This is a genomic window from Bradyrhizobium elkanii USDA 76 (assembly GCF_023278185.1).
Taxonomy (GTDB): domain Bacteria; phylum Pseudomonadota; class Alphaproteobacteria; order Rhizobiales; family Xanthobacteraceae; genus Bradyrhizobium; species Bradyrhizobium elkanii.
The window spans coordinates 5,870,057-5,883,321 of record NZ_CP066356.1; the positions used below are offsets into that span (position 1 = coordinate 5,870,057).

Annotated in this window: 13 protein-coding genes; 1 reads left to right on the plus strand and 12 read right to left on the minus strand. The window is 59.6% G+C overall.

What is annotated here, in order from left to right; all coding sequences use genetic code 11:
• Positions 1 to 548: 548 nt before the first annotated feature.
• Positions 549 to 1,802, plus strand: a complete 1,254-nt coding sequence (locus tag JEY66_RS28585) for a glycosyltransferase family 87 protein (protein WP_157183446.1) — start codon at positions 549 to 551, stop codon at positions 1,800 to 1,802.
• A gap of 66 nt (positions 1,803 to 1,868) precedes the next feature.
• Here the strand turns inward: JEY66_RS28585 and JEY66_RS28590 are convergent, their stop codons facing one another.
• The 12 genes from JEY66_RS28590 to JEY66_RS28645 all read right to left on the minus strand — a co-directional run bounded on the left by JEY66_RS28590 (position 1,869) and on the right by JEY66_RS28645 (position 12,954).
• The gene (locus tag JEY66_RS28590; protein WP_018270909.1) at positions 1,869 to 2,288 is read right to left on the minus strand and encodes a TadE/TadG family type IV pilus assembly protein; all 420 of its coding nucleotides are present in this window, start codon (positions 2,286 to 2,288) and stop codon (positions 1,869 to 1,871) included.
• Entirely contained in the window at positions 2,285 to 3,604 is a 1,320-nt protein-coding gene (locus JEY66_RS28595) for a pilus assembly protein TadG-related protein (protein ID WP_026192578.1), read from the minus strand. The genes JEY66_RS28590 and JEY66_RS28595 overlap by 4 nt, the downstream gene beginning before the upstream one ends.
• Positions 3,605 to 3,613: 9 nt before the next feature.
• Positions 3,614 to 4,096, minus strand: a complete 483-nt coding sequence (locus tag JEY66_RS28600) for a hypothetical protein (protein WP_080650349.1) — start codon at positions 4,094 to 4,096, stop codon at positions 3,614 to 3,616.
• A gap of 15 nt (positions 4,097 to 4,111) precedes the next feature.
• The gene (locus tag JEY66_RS28605) at positions 4,112 to 5,017 is read right to left on the minus strand and encodes a type II secretion system F family protein (RefSeq protein WP_018270906.1); all 906 of its coding nucleotides are present in this window, start codon (positions 5,015 to 5,017) and stop codon (positions 4,112 to 4,114) included.
• Positions 5,014 to 5,949 carry a type II secretion system F family protein gene (locus JEY66_RS28610; protein WP_018270905.1) on the minus strand — a complete coding sequence of 312 codons (936 nt, stop codon included), beginning with the start codon at positions 5,947 to 5,949 and terminating at the stop codon, positions 5,014 to 5,016. Before JEY66_RS28610 ends, JEY66_RS28605 begins: the two co-directional genes overlap by 4 nt.
• Complete coding sequence (locus JEY66_RS28615; protein ID WP_018270904.1) at positions 5,946 to 7,424, minus strand: TadA family conjugal transfer-associated ATPase; 1,479 nt, start codon at positions 7,422 to 7,424, stop codon at positions 5,946 to 5,948. The genes JEY66_RS28610 and JEY66_RS28615 overlap by 4 nt, the downstream gene beginning before the upstream one ends.
• Entirely contained in the window at positions 7,421 to 8,617 is a 1,197-nt protein-coding gene (locus JEY66_RS28620; RefSeq protein ID WP_244620928.1) for a CpaE/TadZ family protein, read from the minus strand. Before JEY66_RS28620 ends, JEY66_RS28615 begins: the two co-directional genes overlap by 4 nt.
• On the minus strand, positions 8,614 to 9,576 hold the full coding sequence (cpaB, locus tag JEY66_RS28625; protein WP_018270902.1) for a Flp pilus assembly protein CpaB: 963 nt from the start codon (positions 9,574 to 9,576) through the stop codon (positions 8,614 to 8,616). The genes JEY66_RS28620 and cpaB overlap by 4 nt, the downstream gene beginning before the upstream one ends.
• A gap of 1 nt (position 9,577) precedes the next feature.
• The gene (locus tag JEY66_RS28630) at positions 9,578 to 10,084 is read right to left on the minus strand and encodes an A24 family peptidase (protein ID WP_018270901.1); all 507 of its coding nucleotides are present in this window, start codon (positions 10,082 to 10,084) and stop codon (positions 9,578 to 9,580) included.
• 238 nt (positions 10,085 to 10,322) lie between these two features.
• On the minus strand, positions 10,323 to 10,535 hold the full coding sequence (locus tag JEY66_RS28635; RefSeq protein ID WP_018270900.1) for a hypothetical protein: 213 nt from the start codon (positions 10,533 to 10,535) through the stop codon (positions 10,323 to 10,325).
• A gap of 91 nt (positions 10,536 to 10,626) precedes the next feature.
• Positions 10,627 to 10,821, minus strand: coding sequence for a hypothetical protein (locus tag JEY66_RS28640; protein WP_244620929.1), 195 nt, complete (start codon positions 10,819 to 10,821; stop codon positions 10,627 to 10,629).
• 660 nt (positions 10,822 to 11,481) lie between these two features.
• Positions 11,482 to 12,954, minus strand: a complete 1,473-nt coding sequence (locus tag JEY66_RS28645) for a hypothetical protein (protein WP_244620930.1) — start codon at positions 12,952 to 12,954, stop codon at positions 11,482 to 11,484.
• Positions 12,955 to 13,265 lie beyond the last annotated feature (311 nt).

Consider the following 13,265-nt stretch of genomic DNA (forward strand, 5'->3'; position numbering starts at 1 on the left):
CCAGTGAGCACCACTTTTGGTGGTCCGCTTAGGCATGCCATCGTATTCCGCCCCGTCTTGGCAGCGCATGCAACGCCCCGACCAGCCGAAGCACAGAATCGCTGCGCCCGACCGACGCCCTCCTGATCCCTGCTCAATGTTAGCGACAGCTGATCCCGGCCATCAGCCGCTTCCATCAACTCACTTCCCAACCACCGGATTTCACCCAGAGGTTGATGCAGATTTCAGGTTCCGGTGATGAAGTGCCTCCCTTCCAGGGCAGCGCTATCGGACATGGCGCTTGCGGGCTTCCGTAATCGATATGTCCACGTCGTCATGGCCCGGCTTGTCCGGGCTTGCCAAAATATCGAAAACAACCCCATGCAAAGTCGCCGGCGACTGCCGGCGTTCGACACGGCGACTTGACAGGTCTGGCAAATCAACGGCATTCTTCCATTATTCCGAAATCGTGCGGACGCCCCTCGCCCAAAGGCTGGGCATGACGAGCTATGGGACGTGTCCGATAGCCATATGTGATAGTCCTGCTTTCCAGGGGAAGGGTGCTGTCATTGTCACTCATCAGCTCAGGCCTGTGGCTGACTCCTAAGCGCGTATATTGGTACCCGAAGGTATTTTTTTCGATCAGCCTGGCTTTATGGGTGGCCTATGTCCTGACCGGGCATGGCGGCCTCGACTTTCGCGGCCATCCGATCGGAACGGATTTCTCGAGTTTTTGGGCAGCATCCAGTTTGGTGCTATCCGGGCATGCCGGAGACGCTTACGACCAGATCAAGCATTACGAGGCGCAGCAGGCCCACTTCGGAGAAGGCGTTCAATACTACGCATGGTTTTATCCGCCGTCAGCGCTATTGCTCGTCGCTCCGCTTGGTATTTTGCCCTACCTGCCTGCACTGATCATCTGGCTCGCAGCAACAGGAGCGGCATACGTCGCGACGGTCTACAGGTTCATCCAACGAGCCGATGCCATTATCCCGATACTTTGCTTTCCAGCGGTCCTGATCAACACCATTCACGGGCAGAACGCCTTTCTTTCGACAGCGATCGTCGGGACCGGCCTGCTTATGTCGGATCGACGCCCCTTCGCGGCCGGCTTGATTCTTGGAACCTTGTGCTTCAAGCCACAGCTTGCACCGATGCTGGCCGTGGTTGTCGTCGCACGGATGAATTGGAAAATGGCACTCGGCGCGGCGCTGTCGGTCTGCTCCCTGCTGATCTCGGCGACGCTGATTTTCGGGCTCGAGGTATGGCAGCAGTTCGCGTCGATCGTTCCGGTGTCAGCTATGTGGCTGGAATACGGAGTGATGGGCTTTGCCAAAATGCAGAGCGCGTTCGCAACCGTTCGGCTGTTGGGCGGCGGGATTGGTCTGGCTTACTCGATCCAAGCCCTCGTTACGATCTCGATTGCCGTCTTGCTCTTCATGATTTGGCGCACTTCCGCATCCCCGCGCCTTCGCGCAGGCGCGACGGGCGCGGCGATTCTGCTGGGAACACCATTCTTGCTCGACTACGACTTGGTTCTCTTGTCCCTGCCGATCGCTGCATTGGCAGCCGAAGGTCTTGAGAACGGCTTCAGGCCATACGAGAGGACCGCCCTAGCCTGCGCTTGGCTTCTGCCCCTGATGGCAAGACCGGCCGGGTTCGCGCATATCCCGCTAAGTCCGGAAGTTGTCGCGTGCTTGCTTGTATTGATTTGGCGGCGCACAACGAAAAAGGAGCCGAAGGCCGTCAAGCCACCAGGCGACGCAGTTCCTGCAAATCAGTCTCAGGCTACTTCGACATCAGCCACAACCCGACATTGCTGAAGCTATACCCGCAAAGGCGGTTTCACGCTTACGCTTGCTGTCGGCGGCACGAGCGGGAGTTGTAGGCTAGAAGGGAATTTGGGTGGACGCGCTCGGCGTATTCAACGTCGAGCCCCAGATCGGCATGATCATGGAGAACGATCCGGCCGGGAGAGATGCCGTGACAGTGAGTGCCGTGGCTCCGGCCGTGGTGCCCATCGTAGGCGTGAGGCCCGCACCATAAAGGAAGGGCGCGGCGTCCTGCTTCTGGGTATCGGTCAGGTAGTCAGCCGTACAGGTCGACGGTGATGTGCCGGCGACCACGGCAGGCGTATAGCACTGGATCATGTTCTGTCGGGCCGCCGCACTGGCAAGGTTGCGCAGGGACTGCATCGTGATGGCATAACGTCCGAAATCGAAGATCACGAACATTAGGACGAACAAGGGCGCGATGACGAGGCCGAACTCCATCGCCGCAGCGCCTCGCTGGTCGAGCTTTCTCATCATCTGACCAAAGCCACAACTTGCGTTTTGGCAACGGTGCCCGGAGCACAGCTACCAGTGCTCAGATTGGCATTACCGTTTATGGTGAGAGTGTTGGCGATCACTTCAGTGCAACCCGTATTGACGTTGTTGGTCGTTCCGTTCCACGTGACATCGACCTTGGGGAAATACATCGCGCCGAACAGGGACACCGAACTGCTGCCGTTGATGGTGACAGCATTGCTGCTCTTCGCATTGGCCTGATCGTCGATCAGAACGCCGTTTAGAAGAGAAGAATAAGAGTTGGTCGCCGGAGCTGACAAGGTAATGGGACCGCCAGTGATGGAGATGCTCGAATCCCCGAGCAATACCAGCGTCACGTCTGTACCGGTGACCTTTCCGGCAAAAGTCACCGCTGCGTTATAGAAAAAGTACGTTCCTGCGGCTAAATTCAGGGTGCCTCCGGAGTTGACCTTGAGGTTGCTGTACACCCCGCTAGCGCTGTTCGGAGTTAAGTTACAGGTTTGACCATTGGTAACATTGCCACCGCCACCGCATGGCGATGTTGACGGGCTCGTCGCCCTCGTACTGAATGCAGTATCCAGGGACTTGAGCGGATTCGTCGCAGGTAGCATGCTGTAGTTGTACGGCACGCCAGGATTGCAGTTGCCCGAGTTGGTGCAGCCGTTGACAGCATCAACGGCCCAACCTGAGCCGCTGAACGTCGGAGTGCTCGCGTATTTGACGGTGTTGTTCGACATCAAGGCGCAACCGTCGCCGGTAAGGGCACCACCGCCGCCCAATGTAAGCGCGATGCTGTTAGACGACAGTCCCAACGCGCACAGGTTTTTGGGATTCTGGACTTCCGCGATGGCCGTCGCCCCTATGTCTACACTGGAAAAGCCAAGCACCGATGCAAGGTAGGCTGGCTGTGTCTGGCCAACGGCGGCACGAACGAAATTGCCTGATGCCGAGCTGGTGAAGGTACCGGCAGCGTAGGTGCCCCGCTCGACCGCCACGGTTTGTGTCAGTCCGGTCGGACAGGTGACGCCCGTAAACGAATCACCGGCGTTGCAGAACCCGTTTCTCGCAACAAATTCTTTGCCGCGATAATCGTACAGTTGCGCCGTGTCACAATTCGCAGTCGCGCTGGAGAGTGTGCAGGCCAGCGTCAAGGCGCCCGAATAGGCTCCCGCATCCGCGGCATTCTGCGCCTGTCGCTTGGTGACGTACCACGTTCCGGACTCCGCCCCGAGCGCGACCATCCCGATCAGCGGCACCAGTGCAACCGCAGTTGCGAATGCTGCAGAACCTCGACGGCAACGGAGCAGGTTACGCATGGAACACCCCTATAGAAACCGTTCTGAATAAGCCAGTGTGTACGTACAGGGATTGGCATTGGGGCTCGCGCACAACGCCCATCCCAGCACCATGGGCGCCAGAGTGATGCTCGTGGAGTAAGAATAAAATCTGGGCGCCGCCAGGTTGCCTGAGGAACAGGTAGCAGCGGTGCTGCTGCCGCAAAGGACACTGATGCTGGGAATGGGATACCTGGAATCAGCCTTTGCGGTCGCGGTCGTCGACCAGCTTGAGGTGTTCGTCACGTCAGGCGGCGGCGAGTACTGGATCAATTGCCCGAAGCCGCGCAAGGCGTTCCACGCGGATATGAACTGGAAGCCCGCGATCGCTATGTCGGCCAGCGGTAGGAGCAGAGCCATGATCAGGAAGAGGAAGACAATCGGCATCTCGAACGCGACGGCGCCGCGCTGATCCCTGAGGAGCGACGCTTTGCGGCTGATTTGCCGACCTCGACAGACGCGAACCGTGCTCATGCTCCTGTTTCGCCCCTAAATGCCCTTGAACGAACGAATGAGATGCAGAAACGGACTTGCTCCCAGAATGATGAACATCGCCGGAAGCAGGAACAGCACCATCGGGATTGTCAGCTTGGCGCCGAGCTTGTGCGCCCGTTCTTCCAGCTTGGTAATGCGCTCCTGCCGCAGATCTGCGGCGATGCTGCGCAGCGCCTGGGCCAATGGCGTGCCATATTGGAGGCTTTGGCTGACCATGGTGCCGAAACGGCGAAGTCCGTCGGACATCGATGCCAATTTCTCGAATGCCTCTGCGCGATTGGGCGATATCCGGAGGTCATCAAGCAGGCTCCGCAAGACCCGGGCCATTGCAGGATTGGACGTGCCGATCTCTGCCGCCACACGCTCCAGTGCGCTTTCGAGCCCCATTCCGGCTTCGCTGCACACGACCAGCAAATCGATAGTATCCGGCGTGCCGAGCCGAACCGCCGCGTCAAACCGTCGCTTCAGCACCAACAGAATGAACCGCGGCCCCATGATCCCGAACACCACGCCGAACAGCCCGTAGAACAGCACGTCCATCGACCGCATTCCCGAGAGCACGGCGAGAAGCACGGCAAGGATCGGGAAAGCGAACATGCTGACGGTCTTGACACCGATCCAGATCGGCAAGACGCGATGATAATTGATGAAGCCCGATGACTGGAGAATGGTCCGAAGTTGCTCCAGGTTCTCCTCGGCGTAGAAGCGCCGATACCGCGCGCCGATCGATGAAAACCAGCCGATCATGTCCTTCGACGATGCCGCGTCGCCGGGAAGGCCCAACACAGCCTTCGATACCCTCGCGTCCAATGCACGAAGGTGTATTTCACGAATGATCAACAGGAAGGTCACGGTCGCAGCCGCGATCGCGAGGGTCACCAAACCGAGGCCGGTCGTCATAGTGAAGTTTCCCTTCTGATCATCCAGCGTATCACCAGGTGCCCGACGAGCACGGATCCCGCCGCGTAAGCTAGCAGCATGTTTCCGGTCGGATCATGGAACAGAAGATCGACTGTTTTCGGATTGATCCAATACAGCAACCCGCCGATGATGAGGGGCGAGAGCGAAAGCGCGCGCGAGGAGAAGATCACCTCTCCAGCCAGAGCTTTGGCACGCGCGGCCAGCGCGACACGCTGCGTCACGGTTTCCCCGAGCGTCTGCAAGGTTTCGGCCAGACTGCCGCCGGACTTCAACTGGACTGCCAGCGTCACCGCAAACATCGCATACTCGGCGACCTGGGTTCGCCGATAGATGGCTTCCACAGCCTCTTCCGGCGGCCTGCCCAGGCTCAATTCGCTGCATACGATCGCAAACTGCCCGGCGGTCGGTTGCGGCATCTCGCGCGCGATGGTGCGAAAAGCCTCGTTGACTGGCAGCCCCGAACGGACGGTGCTCGTCACCAACTGGATCGTGTCCGGCAACTGCCGGAAAAGTTGATTGGCGAACCGACGTTGCTGCCATCCAAACAGACCGCGCACCGCCAGGAAGGCCACGATTGCAGCCGCGATGCACACGTTGAGGGTCGACCAGTGCAGCAGCCGACCATTGACGTAAAAGATCGCTGCCGCAGCAACGGCACCGGCAAGCAGCGTGTAGGCCGGGTGCCAGTCGTAAACGACCTCGGGCCTGTAATTGGATAGGCTGTGAAGCAACTGCGAGCGGGAGCCGGTCTCTGAGCGACGAATGGACGTCAGGCTGGCAGCGCGCGATGCCGGCAGCGCTATTGTCAGCTGACGGTCCATCCGTCGTTCCCGGGCGTCGAGCCACAACGATATGCCCGATGCGCCCAGCAGCAAGGTCAGGACGATAGCGATCACATACGCTGGGATCATATCTGCCTCATGGCCTCCGCCCAGGCACCATCAAGCCCGTAATAGACTAGACGGCTCTTGAATTTCGGGATTGCGTGGGTGGACCTGTAGGAACCCACGATACGTCCGTGAACATCCTCCTCCTGGTACTGGAACGAGGCGATGTCGTTGGTGGTGATCACATCGCCTTCCAGGCCGATCACCTCGCTGATCTGGACGATGCGGCGCTGCCCATCCCGCATACGCTCGACCTGCACGATGACGTCCAGCGCCGCGACGATCTGCGCTCGAATTGCCCGCGGTGGCAGGTTGACCTGTCCCATCTGCACCATGTTTTCGATGCGGGTCAGCGCATCGCGGCTGCTGTTGGCGTGCACCGTAGAGATCGAGCCGTCGTGGCCGGTGTTCATCGCCTGCAGCATGTCGAACGCTTCGACGCTGCGTACCTCGCCTACGATGATGCGGTCAGGCCGCATGCGCAGGGCGTTCCACAGGAGATCGCGTTGCGTCACCTGCCCGGTTCCCTCGATGCTGGGAGGCCGCGTCTCGAGGCTGATCACGTGCGGCTGCTGAAGCTGCAGCTCGGCCGCATCCTCGATCGTGACAATGCGCTCGCTGTGATCAATGAATTGGCTCATCGCGTTCAGCAGCGTCGTCTTGCCGGAGCCGGTACCGCCCGAGACCAGGACATTGAGCCGGGACCGGGCGGCAATTTCTAGCAACTGTCCCATCGCCGCGGTCATTGAGCCGTTTGCGATCATTCCGGCAATGTTCAGACGGTGACTCGGGAATTTGCGGATGGAGATGCACGGGCTGTGGATCGCCAGCGGCGGAAAGATGATATTGACGCGGCTGCCGTCAGGCAGACGGCAATCCACCATCGGGCTGGACTCGTCGACGCGCCGGCCGACCTGCCCTGCAATCTTCTGCCCCACGGCCGCAATGTGGTCATTGTCGCGGAAACGAACCGCGATGCGTTCCAGCTTACCGCGGCGCTCGACGTAAATGTTGTTCGGTCCGTTGACCATGATGTCGTTGATCGTTTCATCGAGCAGAAGCGGACGGAGCGGCCCGTAGCCGGTCATGTCGTCCGCAATCTCTTCCGCCAGCAGAAGCTGCTCGCGTCCAGAGAGTTCGAGCCGCTCCTGGTTGGCGATTCCGTGGATGATTTCCTCGATCTGCCGCCGAAGAACATCGCGTGAGACCGATACGGCCGCCGCCGGCTCGATCTGCTCGATTACTCTTTCACGGAGGGAAGCCGAGATCACGGAATGCTGATGCGAGGGCTCGGCCCGCTTCGGCGCCGGTGCCGCCGAAGCTGGCGCGGGCGCAGCCGAGCTTGGCGCAGCCACAGCAACGGTTGGTGCGGCCGTGACCAGGCTTGGCGCAGTGGGCAAGCTCGGCGGCTCCTTGGGCAAGCCAGGGGGAGATGGGGGCAAGGCTGCCAACAATGCAGCCAAACGAGTTTCGTCTTCGCGCCGACCGAATTTCTTCATAGCCCGAGCAGCCTCCTCAACCGTCCCTTCGGCTGCCCGCCGACACCCGTGATCTCGCGTACGATCGGAGTGAGGTGGCGCCGCAGTCCCGATACGTGCTTCAGAGCTGGAACACCGAGATTGACCGCCTGGGTCATCCCCTTCCCGAGATCCGGGATGACCATGTCGGGTTCTCCACCCAGCGCCTTGACGATCGTGGCCTTCGGAAGGCCCCCGGGCCGATTGGCACGGTTGAGCAAAGTAAAGACTCGGTCTTTGCCGGCAATATTGGTAACGGCGTTGCGGAGTGAATGTGCGTTGCGAAGTCCGGTCACTTCGGCTTCCAGCAACACCAGCACGTGACGGGAAACAGTGAGGACCGGATGAATCGATGGCGGGAACGGGACCGGCACATCGACGACGATGTAGTTGAACCGTTGCCGAAGCAGACCCAAAACGTGTCGCACGCCCGCTTCCGTAATGTCGAGCTGCGCATCGAGGTCCTCATCGGCGGAAACCAGGCATACCCGCTCGTTGACTGCGATTGCCGCGCGTTCGATGAACAGGGTGTCCGCCCGCATCGGGTTTTCCAGAGCGATGCGCAGACCGGGCCCGGGTTGGACACCGAGCATCACGGCCGTTTCGCCGTTTTGCAGATGGAGGTCGAGCAGCGCGACCTTGGCCTTGGTGGTCTCGGCCAGTTGCAGCGCCAGATTGATGGCGATGCTGGTTGCTCCGGCGCCCCCTTGCGCGCCACAGATCGAGATCACATGGCCGCCGCGATCGGGCTGGCTGTGTACTGCCTCACCGATCAGTTTCGGGCGCAACTGGTCTAGCACCATGTCCCGCGTAATCGGCTTCGGCAAGTACTCGGTCAGGCCCAAATCCATCAACTCACGGTAGAACGTGATTTCCCTGCTCTCGCCGACCAGAGCCACCCGGACATCGGGCGGACAAACGCTTGCCAACCTTTCCAGATCGGCAAATGGATCCTCGACGCCACTGATGTCCGTCACCAATGCGGACAAATTGGTGTCCGTTTCGAGCATCTTGATTGCATTGCGGATCGTGCCACGTCGGATGGACAGATTGCCACCATCGAGGCCCTTGCGCAGGGCTGCGGCACTCAGCTCATCATTCACGACACAGACGATACGGTCGCGCGTGACAAGCGACACAGCTTCAGGCGGATCGAGCATGGCCATGTTCATCATCGTTTCTCCGTAGCCTTGCCGATATCACTCTGCGCGGCTGCGGTCTGGCGCCCTGCGTTCGGCGCCCCGTCGCAGTTGACGGCGACACCGACGTCGTCCGCGTCCTGTTTCCTGACCGAGTACTGCTTGACCTCGCCGCCAGTGTGAACGACGATCGAAGCCGTTTGACCCGCAATTGCGTTCTGGCGGGCAAGTTCAGGAGACACATCGCAGCTGGACGTCGCGCCGGCGTCCGCCTTCTCCCACTGATCGACCGCGGACCGAACGGCGAGAGAGAGCGTTCCGAGCTGCTTTGCGACCGTGACCTTCTTGACCTGCTCAGGCGTGAGCTCCAGCGACACGGTCTGCGCCATCTTGCCAACCGAGGCGCTAATGGCTCGCCCGCCTTGCGCGATCTCCTGGTCGATCGCAATGACTCGCACATTGCGCAGAACGGTTTCGGCCAAAGCACGCCGCGCTGGGTCCGCCTTCTCGAACACCTGGGTCAGCACGACGTCGACGTAGTCACCCGGCCGGATCAGGCCCGATACGCCCGACTCCTCATCTACCTTGATGCTGATGGCGCGGCTTTCGGGGGCCAGGACGCTAGCGAGGAATCCGCGATCCTTTGGACGAAGGATGTCCTGCAATGTGATGGGACTGCCCGCGTCGACGAACTTGCGCACCAGGGAGCCGGGAAGTCCGGCTTTGGAGTCGGGCGTTTCGAGGATCGCGCCCGCCGGAACCGTTTCCCGCGGCACCGAGCGTATCGAGAAGTCTTCATCGCGGGCCAAGGTACCTCGCGGAAGCGGGCGTGCTGCAACGAAATACCCGACAGTCGCTGGTGCAGGGGTCGGCGCCTTTTCAGCGACCTGAACCGGCGCCTCTTTCGGCTGGTTCATGTTGTAGGCAATAAGCCCGAGCGCAGTGGTCGCCAGAAATAGCACCGCGATGATCGAAAGGCGCAAGGCGGATGACATCTCAAAATCCTTTGCTCAAAATCGTCCAAATACCACCGCTCGCTATAGCAACCCCATAGGGCAGCGGTGCGTGTCGCAAATGCCGCCAACGCTCGACTGCATAGACGCGCCGCACGAGCGACGATCCGGCAGGTGCAAGCCCAGGATATGGCAGGGCACGCATTATCAGATGCACCAGCGCAAGAACGCCGCCGGCAAGCGCGGTCACCGTCAACAACTGTGCCACCCCCGTCAGCGGGAGACCAACCGCCAGAGCAACCAGCAACTTGACGTCGCCGCCGCCAATTCTTCCAAGCTGGTAGATGGCGAACAGCAGCAGCAGGAGGATCGCGGCGACGATCACCGACATGGCAACTTGCACTGGATCAGACAATTGTCCGGCGATCCCGAGGATCGCCACCGCCAGGCAAATCTCATTGCGGATCAATCGTGTCGCGATGTCGGTCGTTGCGACATATAGCAACAACAGGATTGTTAGAAGCGAGGTTGTAGAAATAATCCAATACATGAAATGAATGCCTTAAAAATAATGACGGCAGTATCCCAATGCCCCTTGATCGGTTCGCTGTACTAACCTCCGCCTGCAGTCGTCTCTCGCGTGCTGATCATACTCAGCATTAGAGCGCAAATGGTTGGCCGGCCCGAAATTGGACACAGCACGCAATACACTTTCGTCTTCACGCCAGCTTTTCAGCGCGCCGGAGAGGGCACCAATCAGTGCCCTCCCCCGGGCTGAGGCAGCCATGCTATGCGACGGCAGCTGTGACCCTGCTGGCAATGCTCGAGATCGCACTGCTGAGTGCGTCGACGATAGGACCACTACCACCAGTACCGAACGCAGCGGCCACTGCGGCAACGATACAGGCGGCGACAATCACGTACTCGAACGACACAACGCCGTCCTCGTCGGCACGCAGACGCTTCATCGCGTCCGTGGCCCTGATGCAATACTTCAACATCGGACGAATCCTTTTGCGCTAGACTATTTTGTTCCGCAACGTGAGCGGGGGGCACAGATCAAGGGCCCCCCGGCCCTTGTATGACTGCCGCTTAACCGATGGCAGACGTGACCTTGCTGGCGACACTCGAGATCGCACTGCTGAGAGCGTCGACGATAGGACCACTACCACCGGTACCGAAAGCGGCGGCCACTGCGGCAACGATGCAGGCGGCGACAATGACGTACTCGAACGACACAACGCCGTCCTCATTGTCGCGCAGACGCTTCAGGGTTTCGGTAACCATGACGCAATACTTCAACATAGGAAAATATCCCTTTTTAAGATGAATGAGCCACAAACGTTGGCGAGCAATTCCGGTGCCAACTAAGTTTAGTTTATAATACCTTGCGCGAAAGCTGTCATCGGTAATCCTTTGTTAACCCTACTGTGGGCAGCCGTAAGCCTCGCTGAGCTGCAGAGAGCTGCGCCCAGGTGGCGGTCGGAATCCCTTGAGTATATTTAGTAATTCCCAGCGCTCGCGGCTCGCAGAGGTAGCTCTCCGTGCGAATACGGGCGCGTTTGCCGAAGGTCCAACCTCGCATCCAAGGACCTAACTGAAACAGGAAAAGTGACGGCGTCAGAAAACACACAAGCGACAGCCGGACGAACGTTTTCACCGCTTCAGCCGGCATGACGCCCCGTAGGATCCCGGGCTCTATAGCGGTTTTCGAGTTAACTCCGATTCGCCCGCCGCTCTTCGGTTGGATTACCGCCGCGCCGCGCGACCAGCTAGCGGAGTTCCGCGGCACAGGCGATCGCGCGGCACCTCAAGGTTTGTGCCGCCCCTGGCACGATCTCGAAGGGATAGTTTGGCACAGCAGGTCGCTTCAGGCTCGCGTATCTCCGTCATCCGTCCGCAGCAGTTCGGAGAGTCTGGCAAGCCGACTATTCACGCAATCCATGCCTACCGAGGCGTGCGCCGAATGTGCACAATGGCGACATCATCGGCATAACTCCGCTCCCATTCTGGCAGTCGATCGAGCAGGCCTACCGCCGGGGTCGACGGGAAAAGTAGCGTCGCGTCAATTTTGCATTCATCGAGCAATCTGACAAAATCCGCCAGATCATCGAGCGAGATGGCCCGCACATAGCGGTTAAGGAAAGCCGGTCCATACAATTCGGCGCGTGAATCAATGAATACCGGAATGCCCTGGGAAATCAGATATCCGCCGAAGTAGTAGTCGTTCAATACGCGATTTGTTTGGCGCTCCTTGAGCTTTTCCACCGCGACGCGCGGAACAAGCGGTGGCGAGTGATCCTTCGTCGCCAAGATCAGGCCGCTTGCGACCAAGAGGGTGGCAATGACCATAATAAACGCTGTGCTTGTCGGAGGTACGACCTTTCGGCTGAGCTGCAACTGAGGCCATGAGAGGTGCTGGCCTAAGGGACCGGCAATCAGGAACGGCGCAACCAGCGCACAAACGTCTACATAGCGCACGTGGGCAAGAGTCTGCCAAATGACGGCGAGCAGTATCGTAAGCCTGATCGGAGGCAACTTGAACCCGCTGTACATGACGTAGCCGATAGCGGCGATAAGGCATATTACGATTGGGTTGAGTGCGCCGAAGTCGAGCGCCGGCTTCCACTCGCCGAGGGTTGCAAGGGTCGTCCCAAAGCTCAAAAGGCGAAATGTAACCAGGATCGATTCCGGCCCATACGGGGTGATGCAGGCGGCCCCGAGAGCCAGCACCCCAAATCGAAGCCATTGCAGCGCGACGGTCAAGCGGGCGGATTTGTCTGCGGTCCAAAGCGCCTCAAGCGCGAACGGCCCGATCAATGCCAAACCAAGGGTGAAGCTGCCGTGAAGGTTTGCCCAGAGCGTGATGAGCGGGAGATACACGAGCGAAGGCGCTCGTCGTGCTTCGCTCGCCTGAACCAAGGCGTTAGCCCACAGCACCATCAACGGAAAGATCAGGACATGCGGCCGGGCCAGCGTGTGGAACGCGGTCATCGCAATTCCAGCACACACCAGGATCACGACCGGTACGTTCGGCAGTCTTTTCAGCAAAAGAGATGCAAGCAGGAAGAACGCTATGGACGCGGACAGCGCGCAAAGCAGAGCGGGTCCTACCCACCCCGCCAATTTGAAGGCAGCGAAGTAAAGGACCTCCGATAACCATGCGCTGGTTATCCAAGGCGCCCCGCGCATCGTGAAAGAGAACAGGTCGACGTGAGGTACGGCACGGTGATCCACTATCCACTGGCCGACCTCAATATGCCAATAGACATCTGCATCCCTCAACAGGCTGGAGATCCTGGTGATGAGCGTCAGCCAAACCGTCGCCGCGCATAGGAGTGGCAGCCAGGGCCGAAGGTGATCGCTGCGCGTAGGCGCCCCGCTCCGCATCGCTTCTCGATCCACCGGAATTGAAAGCATGGCCTCTGTCCTAGGATCGACCATCCTCTACTTCGACCCATTAGAGCAACGAAAAGCTCTCAAGGTGCTTAATCTTCTCCCTAGCATAGATAATGCGGCCCAGCTTTTGAGTCGAATGGCAGGATGGATAGGACGAAGCTTTCTTAGGACATCGAGGGAGCTGTATCGAACAAGATCGAGGCACCCTGACCCGAACGGGCTATGCGAGAAAGTGAGGGATGTACCGAGGCGGAAATCGAAGCACCTGTACCGGCGTTTCGGTCCGAAAGCGCCCGAGATTCTGGACACTCCTCTCTACGCGCCGTATTGCT

Excerpts from the sequence above, each read along its gene's own strand:
- JEY66_RS28645 (WP_244620930.1), bottom strand. The coding sequence starts at position 12,954 with ATGCTTTCAATTCCGGTGGATCGAGAAGCGATGCGGAGCGGGGCGCCT.
- JEY66_RS28640 (WP_244620929.1), bottom strand. The coding sequence starts at position 10,821 with ATGGTTACCGAAACCCTGAAGCGTCTGCGCGACAATGAGGACGGCGTT.
- JEY66_RS28620 (WP_244620928.1), bottom strand. The coding sequence starts at position 8,617 with ATGATGAACATGGCCATGCTCGATCCGCCTGAAGCTGTGTCGCTTGTC.
- JEY66_RS28615 (WP_018270904.1), bottom strand. The coding sequence starts at position 7,424 with ATGAAGAAATTCGGTCGGCGCGAAGACGAAACTCGTTTGGCTGCATTG.
- JEY66_RS28635 (WP_018270900.1), bottom strand. The coding sequence starts at position 10,535 with ATGTTGAAGTATTGCATCAGGGCCACGGACGCGATGAAGCGTCTGCGT.
- JEY66_RS28600 (WP_080650349.1), bottom strand. The coding sequence starts at position 4,096 with ATGAGCACGGTTCGCGTCTGTCGAGGTCGGCAAATCAGCCGCAAAGCG.
- cpaB (WP_018270902.1), bottom strand. The coding sequence starts at position 9,576 with ATGTCATCCGCCTTGCGCCTTTCGATCATCGCGGTGCTATTTCTGGCG.
- JEY66_RS28595 (WP_026192578.1), bottom strand. The coding sequence starts at position 3,604 with ATGCGTAACCTGCTCCGTTGCCGTCGAGGTTCTGCAGCATTCGCAACT.
- JEY66_RS28630 (WP_018270901.1), bottom strand. The coding sequence starts at position 10,084 with ATGTATTGGATTATTTCTACAACCTCGCTTCTAACAATCCTGTTGTTG.
- JEY66_RS28610 (WP_018270905.1), bottom strand. The coding sequence starts at position 5,949 with ATGATCCCAGCGTATGTGATCGCTATCGTCCTGACCTTGCTGCTGGGC.
- JEY66_RS28590 (WP_018270909.1), bottom strand. The coding sequence starts at position 2,288 with ATGATGAGAAAGCTCGACCAGCGAGGCGCTGCGGCGATGGAGTTCGGC.
- JEY66_RS28605 (WP_018270906.1), bottom strand. The coding sequence starts at position 5,017 with ATGACGACCGGCCTCGGTTTGGTGACCCTCGCGATCGCGGCTGCGACC.